This is a genomic window from Synechococcus sp. BS55D (assembly GCF_004332415.1).
Lineage (GTDB): Bacteria > Cyanobacteriota > Cyanobacteriia > PCC-6307 > Cyanobiaceae > Synechococcus_C.
In genome coordinates this window covers 284,035-301,906 of record NZ_PHQT01000002.1, presented here as the reverse complement: position 1 = coordinate 301,906, position 17,872 = coordinate 284,035, and the positions used below count along the sequence as shown (strand labels likewise).

Here is a 17,872-nt window from a genome sequence, read left to right as displayed (position 1 = left end):
GAGAAACAGAACCATCCCGATCACAACCAGGATCAAGACAAGCCACCATCCCCAACGCCTAACCCAACGGCTGGATGAGAAGCGTTCCTGACGAAAGGCTGCCCGTCCCTGACCGACAGGGCATCCACAGCGAGCGCAAACCAGGCGGCCGGCCAGGGAACGGTCCGCACGGAAGGACCTGCACCCGCATTGCCTGCAGCGGCAGCTGATCCCCATCACGACACAGCAGCAACCTGGAGAATGGCGAAATGGGCCCTCATTCGACAAGTCCCGACCGCCATCGCTGGCTGTCTCTCAACGCTGTGGAGGCATGGATCCAAGACAAGCGCGTGTTCAAGGATCTGAGCCTGGAGCTCTGGAGTGGTGAGCCCACGGTCGTGCTGGGCCCGAATGGTTCTGGAAAAAGTTCGCTGGTGAGGCTGATCAGTCGGGCGTTGTATCCGGTCGTCCGCCCGGGTTCTCATCTGAGGATCTTCGGGAAGGAGACGCTCAATCTCTGGGAGCTTCGCCGCCAACTCGGGATCGTGAACAGCGATCTGGACAGTCGCATCCACCCGTCGACCCAGGGCAGGGAGCTGCTGTTATCGGCATTCTTCGGCGCAGTCAGACTCGGAAGGGAGCAGATCCCTACGCCCCTGCAGAACCAACGGGTTGAGCTGTTGCTGAAGGAGATGGATCTCGATGCACAGGCGCGACAGCCCTACGGCTCACTCTCCGATGGCCAAAAACGGCGGTTGCAGATCGCGCGAGCGCTCGTCCATGAGCCGGAGGTTCTGGTTCTCGATGAACCCATGAACACCCTCGACCTCAAAGCGCGACACAGCCTTCAGAAGACTCTGCGCAAGCTTTGCAGGCAGGGAATCACCCTGGTGATGGTCACCCACAGCATTGAAAGCATCATTCCCGAGATCGAGAGGGTGATCGGTCTCCGCGATGGTCAGGTCGTGATGGACGACACACCGAAACGGGCACTCACTGATCAGGCCTTGTCTGAGCTCTTCGACACACCGCTGCAGGTGGTTGAAGCCAATGGTTACCGACAAGTGTTGCCAGGCTGAGCATGCTTGGCAGCAGTCGTGATCGTGCTGTGCTCGTTCAGATCGTTCCGGCCCTTGCCTTGATCGGTGGCGGTCTTCTCGGAAGCCGCTTTCACCCCCAGCAGCGACTGCGCGGGATCATCGCTCACCTGGTGGGCGGACTGGTGCTAGGCACCGCTGCAGCCGATCTGATGCCCGCAGCAAGCCGCAGCGGCCATCTCCTCGCTCTCGCGGTTGGCTTCTGCCTTGGCTTCTCTCTGTTGCTGGTGATCAATGCGGTGCTCACCGAACCGAAAGCAGCCCAGGCAGCTCAGCAACCCAGGCCTCTGTTGATCCTGCTGCTTCCCTTTCTGGTGGACAGCCTCATCGATGGATTGGTGGTGGGAATCAGCAGCGATGCCACAGATCACGGGTGGATCATCCCGCTAGCGGTGGCCCTGGAGATGGGTTTCACGGCGGTAGGAGTTGGAACCCTGCTTGGACGCGGAGCTGGGCGTTGGCGCAGCGCGCTCGGGGGAGCTCTGATGGCTGCGCTGTATCTCGTGGGCTTAGGAATGAGCGGATTCCTTGCCAACTGGCTCAAGGGCCCAGCGCTCACGGGGCTCCTCGCCTTCGGAACCGCCGCCCTGATCTACCTGGTGATTGAGGAGGTGATGAAGGAAGCCCACGCCGATGGAGAGGACGATTCTGGGGTCGTCAACCTCGCCTTCTTCGTCGGTCTGCTGGTGGTCTGGCTGCTCGACGCTGCACAGCTGTCATAACCTCGCTGCGTGACGCAGCTCCCGCCATGAACAGTAACGCCAGGATTGATGCGCTGGAACTGATGCTCACTGATTTGCGCACCCGCAACGAACCGATCCGGCACAAAGCGGCCTTCCGAGGCTGTCAGCCTGAGTTCCAAGCCCTAGTGAGCCAGTTAATCGAGCAACTGGAAAACGAATTGCTCGAGCAGAAGCGTCGGGCACGGGGCGAGAAACTGACCTAAGGGCTCTCAGCCCGTCTGTAGGCCGCAGGCACAAGCACCAGAAAGAGGAACCACCAGATGGTGATGCCCATCACGGCGAGGGCCGTCAGCCAGATGCGCCCGAAGAGAAACCAGCTCGCGGCAATCACGACAACTCCCGTCAGCAAGATCGACCAGGGCTGACACCACCATGGCTTGGCAAGCCAAAGCGAAGGACTGGTGGACTCCGAGTGATCGGAATTGCTCACCGCAGCGCGTGGAGCTCAGATCGCTCATGCATGGCGGCAAGAGCGTCGTAACCGCCAACCAGTGCTCCGTCGACAAAGACCTGAGGGAAGGTGTTCATGCCGCTGCGCCCATGCCAGTGGGCAAAAGCCTGATCATCATCAACTCGAAAGACCTGATGGGGAACGTCGGCACTGCTCAACAAGCGGAGCGCGCGCGTGCACCAAGGACAGCCAGGTAATACAGCGATCTCGACACGAGCGTCATTGGCCTGCGGCGACATCGCAGGAATAGCCGGCTGGAGAGATGACGGCTCAAGGACGCCAAGAAGCAACTGGGCACCTTTAAGGATCAACGTGCCGTGCTCAAGATGCCCACCCCAAACCTGGCAAGCACCATCGGAAAGGCTCAGGTGCAGGTGCACACCATCAGCCCCGAAGGTTCCGTTGAGCGTGATGATCTCCAGATCTCCCTCAAGCACGGTCGGGGAGGCCTGACCTGGGCATTGAAAGGCTGCTCTGGAGAGGTTGCCCACCACCCCGAGAACAAACCCTGAGAGATTCTGCGCTCGCGCTAACTCCTCGAGAGCTCCCCTGAGATCCTGACCAGGAACTAACGACAGGGGCAGCGCGCGCATCACCTCAACCTGAAAACGGCCCCACAGTAACGCGGGCTGCATCGCAGGGAAAAACGGCAAGGATGAGGCATAATTGTTACTAAAACGTGTCAAAACCGTGTCAATCCTTCAATCCCTTCTGCATGAGCTGCAACACAAGCTGCAAACCGAGCAACCATCGATGAGTGCCGGGGACGTCGCTGACGCCGCGGAATCAGAACGACTGAACGTCACCCTTCCCGGCGGTGTGATGGCCCGTCTCAAGCAGCATGCTCTCAGCGAAGGACGCAGCTGCAGCAGCCTGGCCTCCTATCTGATCGAAGATGGCCTACGGCGGCATCTACCCCTGGACTGACAGGCCCAGCGGATGCCTGGCACTCAGGACTGAGGCGCAGGCTGGAGAATTCGATCTTCAATCGCCTTAATCCTGCCGCTGCGCACCATGTCGACAATCTCGACATCCAGCGGTACACGCAAGGCACTGCCATCAGGGAAGGCGAAGCCATAGGTCTGGGCTGCGAGGGCGAAGGGTGCCAATTTGAAATCGCTATCACCTTGCTTCTGCAGGAAATACTGCAAGGCCGGGCGATCGAACATCACAGCCTTGACCCGGCCCGCCTTCAACAGGCCGATCGCCGCATTCAGATCGCTTGTCGACGTTGCCTTGGCCCCGTAGATCTGAGCCCAAATCGAGCTGGTCGTTCCCCGAACGACTGCCACGGACTGACCGGTCAAATCATCGGGCTGCTGGATTCGTCCTGGCGACTGCTGGGACAGCGAGAGGGTGAAGGCTGAAGCCAGCCCCGCGGTCACAGACGAAAGAGCCAACAAAGACAGAAGCATCCAAACCCCGGCGACCGTGCGTCCCGTACGGCTCAAAGGGGCCCGATCGCCATAACCCACGGTTGTCAAAGTCACGAGAGCAAACCACATCCCATTGCCAACGCCGTGAAGGTAATGACGAGGAAACTGCTCGTAGTTGCGACGCCGCTCCGCCAGCCAGATCAGATTCCCCACAAAAAACAGCAGAAGCATCAACACCCCCAGAGAGGACAGAGCTGCCCAGCCGAAGAAGGGCGCAAGCCTCCTGAGCCAAGGTGCCGAACCCGTTGGCACCAGCAATCCGAGATGACCGTGGAAATAGGGCTGACTGAAATTAAGCCCCTCCATCGCGAGGCGATCAGGAGTGATGCTGATCGGACCGATGGCGAGATCAACCTCCCGGTTGAGCAGCGCCTGCAGATTGGCGTCTGTATTAGGGAGTGGCACCAGCACGAAGGGCTGATTGAGACGGGTGGCCACCTCTTGCCACACCTCCACGCTGATCCCTGTCTGAACGGTTGGCCCGCCCATCACGAAGGGAGGGCTGCCGCTCACACCGACCCGAATGGGCTTTTTCACCTCCTCAACGGCGCCGACTGGCTCGAGCCAAAGGATCGATCCGACCAACGCCAGAACGATTGGCCGGACTGGGAACCATCGCTTCACCACAGCTGCTGCACGCAACAGCCCATGGGTACCACGCCAACAACCGCCACGGCGACAATACACTTGCACTACTCGCGAGTGGTGGTGAATGGAGCGCAGAGCAGAGCCGATCTTTCTGCGGATCCGCCCAGGCGACCATGTGGCCGTCAGGGGGTTACACCCTTCAAGCCCCGCGTCGGACTGGTGGATCGGTGCCGTGCTGCATTGCGATGGCGGAGCCCGTGGACCACAACCGTCCCTTTGTCAGGTTGCCTGCATCGACACCGGCATCATTCACACCGTGAATGCTGATCAAATCGTCGATCGCCTCAGGCCTGGTCCAGGCGACGCACAATCCAGGCCATCGCCGCCAGGGAACCTGCGAGAGCAAGCAGAAGCGCGAGGGTCATGATCGATCAGAGCGGGAAGGGCAGGTTAAGAGTGGCAGGCTCACCCGCGCCTGCGTTCCCTAGGAGAAGCCAATCGGCCACTTCCATCCTTAGGGCGTAGGCGCATTCAAAGCGCTGTTGCTGTTCCAGAACGTTGAGACGATGCTCCAGAAAGCGCAGGATTTCAGGCTCTGGCTGGTGCAGACGATCTGGGAACGCCACAATGCAACCGCTCAGGTGGCGTCAGCCTGATGCATGGACACGACACTTGAATGCAGTCGAGATCACACCGACGGATGAGCCCTTGACCCATGCTCCAGCAACCAAAGGAGCAGGACAACCCTGGCATTGGGGATCCGAAGACCTGGTGCTGTTGCCCCAGAGGGCTCTCTGGCGCCCCAAAAGCCGCCAGCTGATGGTGGCCGATCTTCACCTCGGCAAAGCCGAGGTGTTTCAAGCTCACGGCATTCCGATCCCGAGCGACGGAGACCGGTGCAACCTCAATAGGCTCAAACAGTTATGCCAAGTCCTGCAGCCTGAAGAACTGCTGATCCTCGGAGATCTCATCCACGGGCGACAGGGGCTGACCGACAAGCTCATGGAGAGTTTGCAGTTACTACCACGAGAGTGCAGCTGCAAACTGACGCTGATCGGTGGCAATCATGACCGTGACGCCCCCTGCCCTGGAGTTCCCAGGCAGCCCAGCCAAAGGGTCGGCCAGCTTTGGCTGAGCCATGAACCCGAGTCGCCTCCGGACCCACGCCAAACGCCTCTTCTCAATGTCTGCGGCCACGTGCACCCCGTGGCATCGCTTCGCTCCGGCAATGATCGACTCCGCCTTCCTTGCTTTGCCTATGACCCTGTGAGCGAGCGATTGCTGATTCCTGCGTTCGGGGAGTTGACGGGAGGGCATGATTGCGGCCAGCGTTACCGCAAATGGCTGGTGGCTGAGAACGCCATCGTTCCTTGGCTCGATCCGTCTCCCCACCACCAAACCAGAAGACTGGCCCCGTGACACACGGATCCTCGGTCACCAAGAGGCCTGCCGGCGCAACCAAACGGCAGCGTCGCTCGACGCCGAAGCGACGAGCACGTCGCGGGTTGCGAAAACGCTGGATCGTGCTGGGACTGCCGATCATGGGCTTCGCAGCTCTACTCGCTCTGGCACCTCCGAGTCCGGAGCGTGAACAGCAGCCGTCGGGGGGAAAACAACGCCTGCAAGGAGCCGAGGCCGGCAGTTTCCGTTACCTGCCCGATGACGAGGTGTACGCCCTCGATTTCGATCCCAGAAAGGTGCGGGTCGGACTCTTGGAGGGGTGGGACCGGGAGCAAGATGCCTATCAAGACACTGCAGCATTGGCTTATGTGTCAGGTCCCATGTACGAACGACATGTGGACAATGGTGGGCAGGAGATCACTGTTCCCCTGGGAGACCTCAAGCTGGGTCAAAGGATCTGGAAGGGCAGGAACCGTACGGCGTCACAGCAACGAGCCTTCATCGGCATCGGTCATGACGGCAGTGTCGACTTCGGCTATGGCGAACTGAGCAATGAACGGGAACGGCGCTACGACACCTTCATCGGTGGTCTCCATAGTGTTTACAACGATCTGAAAGACCCGCCCGCCAGTTACAAAGGGGCTTACAGCATCAGCATGGGGCAGCGCATCCGCTACTACCTGCCCAGGATTCGAATGGTCTTCGGACTTCGCGAAGACGGGCGGATGGAAATGCTGATGAGCAAGGACGGCCTCACCCTCGAGCAAACGAGAGATCTGGCCCGTCGGCGGGGCCTGGTGGCCGCCTACATGCCTGACCATGCCTCCAAAAGTCGCCTCATCATTCCAGGGGTCAAGGGTTTTACAGAGGAGGACGCCAACTGGATCAGCGGAGGGGCCACCAGCTTTGTGCATGTTCCCTATCTGCTCCGGTTGAGTGAACGACGCTTTGTCTTGGAGGGGAACCTGATGGCCAACCTCAGCAGCCGCGTGGGGATGGCCGCCCACTGCGACGGCCCCATCGACTGCGCCCAGTGGATCGGAAGCCGTCTGATCGACCGTGCATTGGCAGGCCTGAACCGGGTCATGGAACAGGGGGTAGAACCAGTGGCCAGGATGATCTGGAGTCCAAAACAACCAACGAAACCAGGACGCAGCGGAGACTCCGGCAGCAAAACTGCAATCCGCGAGCGCTCACCGCTGCCGGAACCACCGATTACGGCCGATCCGCTGGTGCTCCAGGAACTTGATCCAGACTCCAGATCGTCCGAAACGATTGATCCTGTCTTGCCAGGGCCCAATCAGGACGGACTCGACCGTCTGACCCTGCCGCCGGATCTCCCCCCCCCGATCGTCGTGCGGGAGGAGTCTCGGCCGTCCAGTGCGATGCAAGAGAAGCAAAGTGGAACCGTCAATCAGGATGCACTGGTCGGTGCACCCCCACCGCCGGTGTTGCCACCACCGCTGCCCTGAGTCAAGGCAGCGGCAGCAAGGCCTGACTCAAACCTGGCTCGAGGCCAGGGCTCGCACCACATCACCGCGGGTGATCACACCGATGGGTTGCTGATCGGCATCCACCACATAGAGACGCTGGGTGCTGCGCTCGTGCAGAAGCGATGCAGCCCGAGGCAGCGCAAGCTCAGCGTTGCAGGAGTGATGATCCCGCCGCATCAGATCTTTGACCGTAGTGCCAAGCACCTGATGGACCTGCCTATCCCAGTTCAGGGGGTTCCGGAGGTAGATGACGCTGTCAAGGAGCATCACGTAAGGACCGGCATCCACGCCGCTTTCACGCACCATCAGATCCTGTTCGGTCAGTTCACCGATCAGCTGACCCTGGTCATTCACCACCGGCAGACCACTGATGTGGTGATCACTGAGCAAAGCCACGGCCTCTTGAAGAGGGGTCTCCGGAGTGACCTTCAGCACCGGCGTGGTCATCACATCACGAACCGACTGCTGGAGCACCATGGAACACATGCGAGTGAAGGCATTCTGAGCCTTGAAGAACCCATGGCGCACCTGGGCTGACCGCCTCACCCTGCTTCGGGCGCTGGTAGGCCTGCCGCTGATCATGTCTCTGGCGACCGGATGGTCGGCCGTGGCATGGATCCTGCTTCTTCTGGGAGGCCTCAGCGATGCACTGGATGGCTGGTTGGCTCGCCGAGGTGGAGGGGGAAACAGTTGGGGCGCCCGCCTGGACCCCTTAGCCGACAAGCTCCTGATTTGTGCCCCTTTGGTCTGGCTCGCCAGTGAACAGCGCCTTCCCCTCTGGGCGCTGTGGCTTCTCTTGGCCCGGGAGCTGCTGATCTCCGGATGGCGACGAGATGCCATGGACGGTGCTCCCGCCTCGAGTTCAGGGAAAGCCAAAACGATCTTGCAGTTCCTCAGCCTGCTGCTGCTGCTCTGGCCTAGATCCTGGGGATCGGACGCAGCTGTCGATGGGCTCCATCAACTGGGCTGGTGGCTCTTCTGGCCGTCGTTGTTCATGGCCCTGCTATCCGCCGCCAGCTACCTCAGGCCGCTCCAATCAACTGAAGGTCAGCGCTGAGATCTGGAGCATCCCCCGGGTCGAGGCTGAACTCCCGGTTGAAACTGTCCTGAAAAGCCTTCAGGGCATCAAATCGCGGGGTCCAGGCCAGTTCACGCTCCACTCGGCTGATATCGGTCAGGAAATGGCCGATCCTGAGCGGGAAGGCCTTCCGCGCCTTGGGATCAAGTCCGCTCGGGTCGAAGCGACGCACGTCAACGGACTGAGGATCCCGTCCCGCTGCGATCGCAGCAGCTGCCACAAGCCCATTGAACGTGATGCCACGGCGGCAGGAGCAGTTATAGATGCGATTGGCGGAGGCATCGACCGCCAGCGAACGGGCCATGGCCTCAGCCAAGTCCTCCACATGACCCACCTGGGTGATCGTGGTGCCATCCCCCGGGATGGGGACGGGCAGGTCATGACAAATCCGGGCGAAAAACCAACGCTCAATCGGGTTGTAATTGCCAGGACCGACGATGTAAGTGGGACGGAAACTCGTGAACGGAATTCCCTCCTTGAGCAGCCAAGCTTCGGTGTCAGCTTTACCGGCGTGGCGGCTTGCCGGATCCACTGGGCAGTCTTCATCAAGGGGCCACTGTTCGCTGGATGCATAAACACCAGCTGAACTCACATAAAGGAATCGGTGGCTCGGAGCACCGGTCACAGACAGGACAGAACGGCTGTCGTCCAGGGTGCGGCCGGAACTATCGATGATTACGTCGAAGCTTCGGCCCTGAAGTTGCTCTAAATCCAACAGCTGGCTGCGATCCCCACGCACGTGTTCAATCCCAGCTGGCAGGGACTGCTTGCCTCGCGTAAAGAGCGTGAGTGCATGCCCTTGAGCCTGGAGCGACGCCACCAGCGGTTTACCCACAAATCGGGTCCCACCCATGACAAGGATCTTCATCCGAACAGCTCAGTTGGCAGCCATTGAAGCGCGGTTGGGGGGTCGCTGATCAGCCACGCTGCAGGATGGGGCTCTGCAATCCATCTCTCAACCCATGGAGATCATTCCCGCCATCGATCTGCTGGGTGGAGCTTGCGTACGCCTGCATCAAGGTGACTACGAACAGGTCACCCAGTTCAACGACGATCCGGTGGCCCAGGCACTGAGCTGGCAGACACAGGGGGCCAGCCGCCTGCACCTCGTCGATCTTGACGGCGCCAAAAGTGGGAAACCCGTCAATGACGAAAGCGTGCAGGCCATCACGCAGGCCCTCTCGATTCCCGTCCAGCTCGGTGGAGGCGTTCGTTCGGTTGATCGGGCTGAACAGTTGCTGGCCTGCGGACTTGATCGCGTGATCCTTGGCACCGCAGCGCTCGAAAATCCTGGGCTGGTGACCGAGCTGGCATCGCGTCACCCTGGCCGGATCGTGGTCGGCATCGATGCGCGGGAAGGCAAGGTAGCCACTCGAGGCTGGATTGAAAACAGCAATGTTGAGGCCACGACCCTGGCCTCAGAACTCAGCGTTGAAGGCATTGCCGCGATCATCAGCACCGACATCGCGACGGACGGCACCCTTGAAGGGCCGAATCTTGACGCCTTACGTGCCATGGCCCAGGCCAGCCAGGTGCCGGTGATCGCGTCGGGAGGCGTCGGATGCATGGCCGACCTTCTGGCTCTACTGGCGCTGGAACCCCTTGGAGTGCAGGGGGTGATCGTTGGACGCGCCCTCTACGACGGTCGCGTGGATTTGAGCGAAGCGATCGCTGCCCTGGGAGAGAACCGTCTTCAGGACCCTCCAAACCTCGACATCCTCAACGGCTGAGCCACCTCGGGTTGCCTGGGACCTTAAGGTGAAGTCATTCCCGATACGCCTGTGAGCGGAGTCAATCCCTCCACAGACCCAGTCCCCCAGACCGGGGTGCAGGAAGCCTTTGAACGCTGCCGTCAACTCGGCATGCGTCTTAGCAGGCAGAGACGCATGGTGCTCGATCTGCTCTGGAGTGAGGCCAACCATCTCAGTGCAAGAGACATCTTCGAGAAGCTCAATGCCCGTGGTCGAAACATCGGCCACACCTCCGTTTACCAAAACCTCGAGGCCCTGCAAAGCGCGGGAGTGATCGAGTGCCTCGACAGGGCTAATGGGCGGCTCTACGGGTATCGCAGTGATCCCCATAGTCACCTCACCTGTCTGGAGACGGGGCGAATTGAAGATCTCGACATCGAGCTGCCCGACGCACTGCTCCGCGCGATCGAATCGAGAACTGGCTACAGGATCGAGTCGTACACCCTGCAACTCAACGGTCGCCCGACGGGCTCCGCATCCTGAACAATCCCCTCCCAGCCACTGGAGCCAAGGCTCCGCACTCGTTACCTTGACGGAACAGTGACGGTCCAGGTCCCCAGCCTTGAGCAGCAAGAACGTCGAAGTCCTCCTGCTCGCGCCGGATCTCCTCGGTGAGTCCCTGGCCCTTCAGCTGTCGATGGAGGCCGACACCTGCGCCGTTCGACTCCGGCCTGAGCAGCTCAACCAACACCCCGGCCTGGTGATCTGGTCGGTGGACGAACAGATCGGATTCGGGGCCCTGCGTAGGGAGCTTTTGCAGCTCAATGAACGCTGGCAACCAGCTCCTGTGCTGCTCTTGCTCCCCGCTCAACTGAACCTGAGCGAAGACGAGCTGCTTCAACTCGACTGCCCCGGATTACTTCAAGACCCGGATCTATCAAGCCTTCGCGAAGCTATCACCACCCTGCGCGAGGGGGGACGGGTGTTGCGTCTTCGCCAGAGTGCAGGCCCACAACCAAGCGCATCAACCCCTGCGGCAACGCTGGGCCTGGGGCAATGGCTCTTAGTCAGCGGTCTGCAGCAGATCAGCCATGACCTGCAGGTGATCGAAAGCCTGCTCAATCCCCCTCCAGAGCATCTTCTGCTGCGACTGCTGCTGGAAGGGCGCTGCCGTGAATTGCGCAGTGCCAGAAACCTCTTGCTCTGGCTGTGGGGGCCCCTGCAGGTCGGGTTGATGGACGCCGTCCCCCTGGGTCAACAGAGCAGAACGATCCTCGAGGAAGGCGGGGACTCGCATCATCAGGCGAGCACAGCGATCACCCTGCGTGAACGCAATGCCATAGCGGTCTGGACAGCGATCCAGGAGCGGCTCCAGGGAGCGGTCAACGCAGGGTTGGGCAACGGCACCGGCAGCCTGTTGGCGATGGAGGGACTGAACCCAGAACGGCGCCGCGATCTTCTTTTGGCACTCCTGCAGCAACTCGACCAGGTCATGGCACGGCTCCGGCGCGAGGAGATGGAGCCAGAGGGTCTTCCCGGTACGGCACTGACCGACAGCTGGCACGCTCTCCAGCCTCAGCTGCGCAAACAGGCCCTCCAATCCATGACCGGTAGCTATGTGCGCTTACCGCAGGGCGACTCCCTCCAGCCCGTGACGGAGTCATTGCTGACCCATGCGGATTTGCAGCAGGCCGATGAAGAACTACCCGATCCACGACGGATGCTGGATCCACTCGTTCTTGACCAGCCGGTGCTCGTGGATGGTCAACTCCTGCCAGCCCACCACCCCCGCGCCTTGCTCCAACTCGAGACTCTTGTCAGCAACTGGTTGGTGCGAACGGCTGAGTTGATCAGCGGAGAGTTGATTAGCGCCTGCGCTGAATGGCCTGAACTGCGGCGTTATCTCCTGAACCAGCATCTGATCTCCACCCGTGAACTGGAGCGACTCCGCAACCAGCTCAACCATCAGAACCGCTGGCAACTCTGGATCCAGCGGCCGATCCGCCTCTATGAGAGCCGTCGTCTGCTTTACCGACTACGGGCCGGTCGAATCGAACCGCTGATCCTTGTGGAACCCCGCGACAGCGAACTGAAGCAGTTGGGCTGGTGGCAGCAACAGGTCGCACTGATTCTCGAAGCAAGGGATGCCATTGCTCCTCAGATGCAGGCTTTGGTGCGCACCCTTGGAGACCTCATGGTGGTGCTGCTCACCCAGGTGGTCGGTCGGGCCATCGGCTTGATCGGTCGAGGGATTGCTCAGGGGATGGGACGGAGCCTGAACCAGCGGCCTGCGGGCCGCGGCTGAGATCAACAGGCAGAATGCCCAGCTATCACGGCTGGGCGATGGCACGAGTACTCAAGGCAATGCTGGGACTGGTGCTGTCTCTGCTCTTGTTGGTTCCGACTGCATCCGCAGCGCGCGATGACGATGCCTATGACGGCAACATCTTCGCCCTCTACGCAGGCAATGGCTCCCTGGTCCCTCCCGTCAGCACCCTCGCCGAATCCCAGGCAGCCGGGCGAACCAGCGTCCTCATCTTCTACCTGGATGACAGCCGCACGAGCAAAGCCTTCGCTCCAGCCGTCTCAGAACTGCAACGGCTATGGGGGCGGAGCATCGACCTGATGCCTCTGACCACTGATGCCCTGCAAGACCGCATGGATCGGGGCGGCAGCGATCCTGCCCACTACTGGCACGGTCGCATCCCCCAAGTGGTGGTGATCAACGGCGAGGGACGTCTGCTGCTGGATGAAGAGGGTCAAGTGCCCCTCGAGGCCATCAATCTCGCGATCAGTGAGGCCACTGGTCTTCCCGCTCCTGAGGGGGTGAGCACCACCCTCAGTTTCAATGAGCTCAACACTGAAGTGCTGACCCGCTGATCCGAGCGATGAAACCGCCTACGCTGCGCGGCTGATCGTCCGGTCGATGCACCGGTGATGGCATGGCCACCCTGCTCATCGTGCTGCTCGTCCTCGGTGTGGCCGTGGCCTGGCTTGAGGCGCGGCACCGCCTGAGACCAGCCTCGCCACTGCAACTGAGTGCCAATGACTGGCACGTGGAGCCTCAAGAGCAAGGTGGGCTGAAGGTGACGGGCTCCTTCTCGATTCACAACCCCCACCAACGCATGGAGGTGATGGTTCCCGAGTTCGACGTGAAGCCCGTGCTGATTGGACAGTGTGATCTCACCTCAATGAAGGTGAGCACCAGCATTCGGCCCCAACATCCCGACGAAGAAGCCCGGGACGATGGCTACTGGGCCGCTTACATCGTGAAGGGAAGAAAAACCACCACGGTGAAGGTGGCGATCAGCATCGCTGACACTGAGGGCACTGCGGTGCTCGAGAGCGTCGACACCCTGTGGGCCGACGTGCACTGGGTCAACTACGGACCGTTTGGTCGTCTTCAACGACGCCAGGGTGTGGTCTTTCCCTTGCGGCGTCCTTCTATCCCGACCCGCGATCAGGCAAAAATCAGGCCTGGCGACCAGTGCGAAGTGCTGCCGATCCGCACCCACCTGCTCGGGCCACTGGATGACACCGTTGACGTGCTTCGCACCTATGCCGGGCATCTCGTGCAGCCCGGTGATGTGCTCACCATCGGTGAAACGCCCGTGGCGGTGATGCAGGGCCGCTATCAGCATCCCTCCATGGTGGATCCAAGCTGGCTGAGCAGACTCCTCTGCAGAGCGTTTCATCCCACCAGCAGCCTGGCTACTGCCTGTGGTCTCCAAACCCTCATGGATCAGGTCGGTCCAACCCGGGTCCTGCTGGCCTGGGTTCTTGGCCTTGCCATGAAATTAGTCGGAAGCCCAGGTGGCTTCTATCGACTGGCTGGAGAGCAGGCTCGGCTGATCGACGACATCACCGGCACCACTCCTCCCTACGACCAGACGATTGTCTTGGGTCCGCAGGAGCCCCAAGCCCTCTGTGAGGCAGCAGCCGCAGCACTCGGCGTCGACGTGGCCATCGTTGATGTCAACGACCTCGGTCGCGTCAAGGTGCTCGCGAGCAGCCGTGGCTGCGACCACGCCCTGCTGCACCGGGCTCTGAAACCAAATCCAGCGGGAAATGCCAACGAGCGAACCCCACTTGTGCTGGTCCGCCCAGCCTGAAGAAGTTCCCGGGCTGCCCGACGGGCAGAGACGGGCGATACATTGAGCTCATCCCTGCTGAGCAACGTGGTGGAGGGAGCCGACTGCACCCTTCAGGTAGAGCCGCTTCACGCGGCCCACCTTCCCCGGCTTCAGGCCGGCGAATCGAGTGCTTTGCTTCCCAGACTTCAGACCCTTCTCCTTCAAGGGCTGATCGCTAGAGCAGAAAGCCTTTTTCCGGTGCTGCCTTGGATACGCCAGCCCAGGGCGCTTGTCGCTCTGGAGGCCGACCAACTGCGGGCTCTCGTGGAATTGCGTCCCCACAATCGACAGGGCACCTGCTGGCGACTGGCCCTAGACGACATCAGTACGCCATCGCAGCACAGTCGCGCTCAGGTGCTCAGCACCCTGCTCAAGGAATCCCTCCTCGGAGCGCACCCGCGATCCCGCAGTTGGGTGATTCGCTGCCCATCCCAGGATCGCGACCAGATTGAGGTCCTACGGGAACTCGGCTTTCAACCCCTTCGACGAACGCGACTTTGGAGCCGCGCTTCTACGCCATCGCCGATGCCGACTGAGCTTGGAGACGGATGTCTCTGGTCTCCCCTCAACCGTCGCAGTGCTCCGCTCCTCTGGCCCCTTGAGCAGGCTTCCGCATCAAGCCATCAACGACAGATCGTGGACCGACGCTGCAACGATCTTCTCGACCAGTGCGGTGCCGGCAGCGGGGTGTTGCTGGGCAAAGGCGACAACGGTCCAATCGCCCTCGCCGGACTCCTGCGAATCGATCGAGGACCCGATGGTGCCCGGTGTGAACTGGTCCGGGACCTGGCCTGGGATGAGCGACTCAATCGGGCATTGCCAGCGGTCCTGGATCGACTGCAACGGGAACAACCTGACCTGAAACTGCTTTGCAATGAGGAGGATCGTCCCTTAAACGTCTTGCTGGAAAGAGCGGGATGGAACTCCATTGGCGAGGAGCTACTGCTCGGCAGAAGTCTCTGGCGGCGGCAAATCCAACCACGTCAACGTCCAAACAGCCTCCCACTGGAAAGCGTGCTGGGACGTCTCCAGCCCCAACGTCCTCCGCTGCCGACCCCGAGCCTGGGGCGTCGCTGACCATCACGTGGCAAGCCTGAAGCCTCGCCCCCGTTCCGTTCTCAGTTTGGACGTCGGTCGACGCAGAATTGGTTTGGCCGGCTGCGACCCCCTCGGGATTGCGGTCAGACCGTTGCAGGCCCTGAGGCGTCAACGCTTTGGCGACGACCTCGAGCAGATCCGCAGGCTCTGCCACGAGCGCCGGGTGGAAGGTCTGGTGGTGGGCTTGCCGCTGGATGCAGAGGGAAGACTCACCGACCAAGCGGTCCATAGCCAGCGCTACGGAATCAGGCTGGCGAGGGCGCTCATGCTGCCCCTGGCCTGGGTGAACGAACACAGCAGCAGCTGGGCTGCCGGCGAGCGCTTCGGACTCCACGGCGACCGCAGCGGTCGCCTCGATAGTGCTGCCGCCGCCTTGCTACTGGAGCAATGGCTGAACGATGGTCCCGAGCCAGAACCGGTCGCAACGGCGGACCCGGCCTCTGGCAGTGTCAGCGGCGATGAAGGATCCTGGTAGAACACATCAGCGCAGTCATGAGCAGCAGCGGAGCCGGTAACGGCGGCGAAGTGCCCACCGTCCTTGTCAGGGACAAGGGGAGCAGGGATCTGCTCTGCTTCCTGGAACAACTGATCCCCCTCGATGGGATCGACTACGCCCTGCTCACACCTGTCGATACCCCGGTGTGTCTGTTTCGCCTCAAGGACGGCGACGAACCCGAGCTGATCGACGCCATCAGTGACAGCGAACCGATCCTTTCTGTGGCTGACGTGGTTCTACAGGAACACGACCTGACGCTTGTGCGATCCGCCGTGACACTCACAGTCAGCGGTGAGCTGGACGAACCCGACCCTGATGAGCTGGAAGAAGACGGTGAAGAGGAAGACGATTCGGAAACCTATGAGCTGCTGGTTAGTTTCCTGGTCGAAGAACAGGAATATGGCCTTTACATCCCCCTCGATCCCTTCTTCGTTGTGGCCCGCATGAACGACGGTGCCGCAGAACTCGTCGAGGGCGAGGAGTTTGATCGCATCCAGCCGCGCATTGAAGCGGAACTTGAGGAGCGGGAGCTCAGCAACTGATGCCGATGAGCCATCACTGGCTTCAACCCGACTGGGACCCTGGCCTGACACTGGCCCAGCTCCCCCTGAAACCGCTCCTGTCGCAGGGCATTACCGCCATGCTTTTGGATGTGGATCGCACACTCCTGCCTGGCCACGAGGTCGTGCTTCCTCCCGCCGTCATCAGCTGGGTCCACCAGGCGCGGCAGCATCTCACCCTGCATTTGTTCAGCAACAACCCCTCCCGCCAACGGATCGGTGCAGTGGCCGCCCAGTTGGAGCTTGGCTTCACCAGCGGTGCCGCCAAACCCAGACGGGCCGCCCTTCGCCGGGTGCTGAAGGATCTACAAGTGAGCCCGGAGCAGCTGGCCATCGTTGGTGACCGCCTGTTCACCGATGTTCTGGCCGGCAATCGTCTTGGCCTGTTTACCGTGCTGGTTCGACCGCTCCGAGCCGACGGAACCCCCTGCCGCCACGACAGGGTGCAACGGGTTGAACGGCAGCTCGCCCGCTGGATGGGGGCTGGGCGTCCATGACCCTGCGGGTGGTGAAGGTGGGCACCAGCCTGCTCAGAGGTCAGGAACAGGTTTCAACGGAGACGATGATCGGGCGCCTCGCCGACGCCCTGGCGGCAAGCTTGGAGAAAGGCGATCGCGCCGTTCTGGTGAGCAGTGGTGCAGTCGGGCTCGGCTGCCGCCGTCTTGGCCACAATTCGCGACCGGAGAGCGTGGTGGCTCTTCAAGCAGCGGCAGCAGTGGGCCAGGGCCATCTGATGGGGCTCTACGAAGCCGCCATGGCTCGCCACAGCAAAACCGTGGCCCAGGTGCTGCTGACCCGCTCAGATCTCGCGGATCGGCGCAGCTATCGCAATGCCTCGGCAACGCTGCATCAATTACTCGATTGGGGCGTTCTGCCGATCGTGAACGAAAACGACACCGTCTCGTCAGCGGAACTGCGCTTCGGCGACAACGACACACTGTCTGCACTGGTGGCTGCGGCTGTGGAAGCCGATGAGCTGATCCTGCTGACGGATGTGAACCACCTCTACTCAGCCGATCCGCGGATTGACGCCAGTGCCCATCCGATCACGGATGTGCATCACCCCTCCGAACTGGCTCAACTCGAAGAAGGTGCCGGTGACGGCGGCCGTTGGGGCACCGGTGGCATGACCACGAAATTGGCAGCGGCCAGAATCGCGACGGCCAGCGGAATCACAGTGCACCTGGCGGATGGGAGGGAAGCCAGCGTGCTGCAGGACCTGCTGCAGGGAGGCCGAGGCGGAACCGTGTTCCACCCCCATCCGGAGCCCCTCGGACAGCGCAAACGTTGGCTGGCCCATGCTCTTCAACCTCAGGGTTCACTCCACCTCGATCACGGCGCCTGTGAGGCGCTTCTGCATCGGGGTGCCTCCTTACTGCAGGTGGGAATCGCAGCGATCGACGGGCGCTTCGACAGCGGAGATGCCGTTCGCCTGCTTGGCCCGGACGGGACCGAGTTGGGTCGAGGTCTGAGCTCCCTAAGCAGTGAGGTCCTCCAGAAAGCCTTGGAGATCGGAAGCAACGACCGAGTTGAGAGCGACAACCGGCTCGATGGTGGCTCGCCCCTGGTTGTTCACCGTGACGCGCTCGTGCTCAGCACGCCTACGATCCGGCCGGCGGAGCTCTAAC

At 61.4% G+C, this 17,872-nt stretch carries 24 protein-coding genes; 18 read left to right on the top strand and 6 right to left on the bottom strand.

Annotation, left to right across the window (positions count from 1 at the left end; genetic code table 11):
• The first annotated feature begins 248 nt into the window (after positions 1 to 248).
• Genes CWE16_RS05205 through CWE16_RS05195 form a run of 3 tightly spaced genes read left to right on the top strand, consistent with a single transcriptional unit; the run spans position 249 to position 2,022 of the window.
• Complete coding sequence (locus tag CWE16_RS05205) at positions 249 to 1,058, top strand: ABC transporter ATP-binding protein (protein ID WP_131593536.1); 810 nt, start codon at positions 249 to 251, stop codon at positions 1,056 to 1,058.
• 2 nt (positions 1,059 to 1,060) lie between these two features.
• Positions 1,061 to 1,798, top strand: a complete 738-nt coding sequence (locus CWE16_RS05200) for a hypothetical protein (RefSeq protein WP_236629589.1) — start codon at positions 1,061 to 1,063, stop codon at positions 1,796 to 1,798.
• 26 nt (positions 1,799 to 1,824) lie between these two features.
• Positions 1,825 to 2,022: a hypothetical protein gene (locus tag CWE16_RS05195; protein WP_131593534.1), complete on the top strand. Its 198-nt coding sequence runs from the start codon at positions 1,825 to 1,827 to the stop codon at positions 2,020 to 2,022.
• On the opposite strand, the gene CWE16_RS05190 is transcribed toward CWE16_RS05195, so the two are convergent.
• Together CWE16_RS05190 and CWE16_RS05185 are read right to left on the bottom strand one after the other, a co-directional pair.
• Complete coding sequence (locus CWE16_RS05190; RefSeq protein WP_131593532.1) at positions 2,019 to 2,249, bottom strand: DUF6737 family protein; 231 nt, start codon at positions 2,247 to 2,249, stop codon at positions 2,019 to 2,021. The genes CWE16_RS05195 and CWE16_RS05190 overlap by 4 nt on opposite strands.
• Positions 2,246 to 2,863, bottom strand: a complete 618-nt coding sequence (locus tag CWE16_RS05185; RefSeq protein ID WP_131593530.1) for a PCC domain-containing protein — start codon at positions 2,861 to 2,863, stop codon at positions 2,246 to 2,248. The genes CWE16_RS05190 and CWE16_RS05185 overlap by 4 nt, the downstream gene beginning before the upstream one ends.
• A 97-nt stretch (positions 2,864 to 2,960) precedes the next feature.
• Here CWE16_RS05185 and CWE16_RS05180 point away from each other — a divergent pair, with 97 nt between their 5' ends.
• The gene (locus tag CWE16_RS05180) at positions 2,961 to 3,197 is read left to right on the top strand and encodes a ribbon-helix-helix domain-containing protein (RefSeq protein ID WP_131455357.1); all 237 of its coding nucleotides are present in this window, start codon (positions 2,961 to 2,963) and stop codon (positions 3,195 to 3,197) included.
• Between the two features lie 23 nt (positions 3,198 to 3,220).
• On the opposite strand, the gene CWE16_RS05175 is transcribed toward CWE16_RS05180, so the two are convergent.
• A complete protein-coding gene (locus CWE16_RS05175; RefSeq protein ID WP_236629588.1) occupies positions 3,221 to 4,243 on the bottom strand; it encodes a transporter substrate-binding domain-containing protein in 1,023 nt (340 codons plus the stop codon).
• Between the two features lie 175 nt (positions 4,244 to 4,418).
• Here CWE16_RS05175 and CWE16_RS05170 point away from each other — a divergent pair, with 175 nt between their 5' ends.
• Positions 4,419 to 4,721, top strand: coding sequence for a DUF3104 domain-containing protein (locus CWE16_RS05170; protein WP_131455358.1), 303 nt, complete (start codon positions 4,419 to 4,421; stop codon positions 4,719 to 4,721).
• Between the two features lie 4 nt (positions 4,722 to 4,725).
• On the opposite strand, the gene CWE16_RS05165 is transcribed toward CWE16_RS05170, so the two are convergent.
• Complete coding sequence (locus CWE16_RS05165) at positions 4,726 to 4,920, bottom strand: hypothetical protein (RefSeq protein WP_131593528.1); 195 nt, start codon at positions 4,918 to 4,920, stop codon at positions 4,726 to 4,728.
• Between the two features lie 82 nt (positions 4,921 to 5,002).
• On the opposite strand from CWE16_RS05165, the gene pdeM reads away from it, so the two are divergent.
• Positions 5,003 to 5,713 carry a ligase-associated DNA damage response endonuclease PdeM gene (gene pdeM / locus CWE16_RS05160; RefSeq protein WP_236629587.1) on the top strand — a complete coding sequence of 237 codons (711 nt, stop codon included), beginning with the start codon at positions 5,003 to 5,005 and terminating at the stop codon, positions 5,711 to 5,713.
• A 122-nt stretch (positions 5,714 to 5,835) separates the two neighbouring features.
• A complete protein-coding gene (locus CWE16_RS05155) occupies positions 5,836 to 7,167 on the top strand; it encodes a hypothetical protein (RefSeq protein ID WP_131594077.1) in 1,332 nt (443 codons plus the stop codon).
• Between the two features lie 27 nt (positions 7,168 to 7,194).
• Here CWE16_RS05155 and CWE16_RS05150 read toward each other — a convergent pair whose 3' ends face one another.
• Entirely contained in the window at positions 7,195 to 7,665 is a 471-nt protein-coding gene (locus CWE16_RS05150) for a CBS domain-containing protein (protein WP_131593524.1), read from the bottom strand.
• A gap of 31 nt (positions 7,666 to 7,696) precedes the next feature.
• Between CWE16_RS05150 and CWE16_RS05145 the strand changes: the two genes are divergently transcribed.
• Entirely contained in the window at positions 7,697 to 8,245 is a 549-nt protein-coding gene (locus CWE16_RS05145; protein ID WP_131593522.1) for a CDP-alcohol phosphatidyltransferase family protein, read from the top strand.
• Here the strand turns inward: CWE16_RS05145 and CWE16_RS05140 are convergent.
• Positions 8,211 to 9,134, bottom strand: coding sequence for an NAD-dependent epimerase/dehydratase family protein (locus tag CWE16_RS05140; RefSeq protein WP_131593520.1), 924 nt, complete (start codon positions 9,132 to 9,134; stop codon positions 8,211 to 8,213). The genes CWE16_RS05145 and CWE16_RS05140 overlap by 35 nt on opposite strands.
• A 94-nt stretch (positions 9,135 to 9,228) precedes the next feature.
• On the opposite strand from CWE16_RS05140, the gene hisA reads away from it, so the two are divergent.
• From hisA to proB, 10 genes are all read left to right on the top strand, one after another.
• Positions 9,229 to 9,996 (top strand): 1-(5-phosphoribosyl)-5-[(5-phosphoribosylamino)methylideneamino]imidazole-4-carboxamide isomerase, encoded by a 768-nt coding sequence (gene hisA / locus CWE16_RS05135; RefSeq protein ID WP_131593518.1) that lies wholly within the window; start codon positions 9,229 to 9,231, stop codon positions 9,994 to 9,996.
• Between the two features lie 132 nt (positions 9,997 to 10,128).
• Positions 10,129 to 10,500: a Fur family transcriptional regulator gene (locus CWE16_RS05130; RefSeq protein ID WP_236629625.1), complete on the top strand. Its 372-nt coding sequence runs from the start codon at positions 10,129 to 10,131 to the stop codon at positions 10,498 to 10,500.
• A gap of 79 nt (positions 10,501 to 10,579) precedes the next feature.
• Positions 10,580 to 12,262, top strand: coding sequence for a DUF3685 domain-containing protein (locus CWE16_RS05125; RefSeq protein ID WP_236629586.1), 1,683 nt, complete (start codon positions 10,580 to 10,582; stop codon positions 12,260 to 12,262).
• A gap of 38 nt (positions 12,263 to 12,300) precedes the next feature.
• A complete protein-coding gene (locus tag CWE16_RS05120) occupies positions 12,301 to 12,837 on the top strand; it encodes a thylakoid membrane photosystem I accumulation factor (protein WP_131593516.1) in 537 nt (178 codons plus the stop codon).
• 62 nt (positions 12,838 to 12,899) lie between these two features.
• Positions 12,900 to 14,069, top strand: coding sequence for a F420-0:Gamma-glutamyl ligase (locus CWE16_RS05115; RefSeq protein WP_131593514.1), 1,170 nt, complete (start codon positions 12,900 to 12,902; stop codon positions 14,067 to 14,069).
• A gap of 42 nt (positions 14,070 to 14,111) precedes the next feature.
• A complete protein-coding gene (locus CWE16_RS05110; protein WP_131593512.1) occupies positions 14,112 to 15,167 on the top strand; it encodes a hypothetical protein in 1,056 nt (351 codons plus the stop codon).
• 16 nt (positions 15,168 to 15,183) lie between these two features.
• Positions 15,184 to 15,663: a Holliday junction resolvase RuvX gene (ruvX, locus tag CWE16_RS05105; RefSeq protein ID WP_131594071.1), complete on the top strand. Its 480-nt coding sequence runs from the start codon at positions 15,184 to 15,186 to the stop codon at positions 15,661 to 15,663.
• Positions 15,664 to 15,680: 17 nt separating this feature from the next.
• Positions 15,681 to 16,226, top strand: coding sequence for a DUF3727 domain-containing protein (locus CWE16_RS05100; protein WP_131593510.1), 546 nt, complete (start codon positions 15,681 to 15,683; stop codon positions 16,224 to 16,226).
• A gap of 5 nt (positions 16,227 to 16,231) precedes the next feature.
• A complete protein-coding gene (locus tag CWE16_RS05095) occupies positions 16,232 to 16,741 on the top strand; it encodes a YqeG family HAD IIIA-type phosphatase (protein WP_131593508.1) in 510 nt (169 codons plus the stop codon).
• Positions 16,738 to 17,871, top strand: a complete 1,134-nt coding sequence (gene proB, locus CWE16_RS05090; protein ID WP_131593506.1) for a glutamate 5-kinase — start codon at positions 16,738 to 16,740, stop codon at positions 17,869 to 17,871. Before CWE16_RS05095 ends, proB begins: the two co-directional genes overlap by 4 nt.
• The last annotated feature ends 1 nt before the right edge of the window (position 17,872 follow it).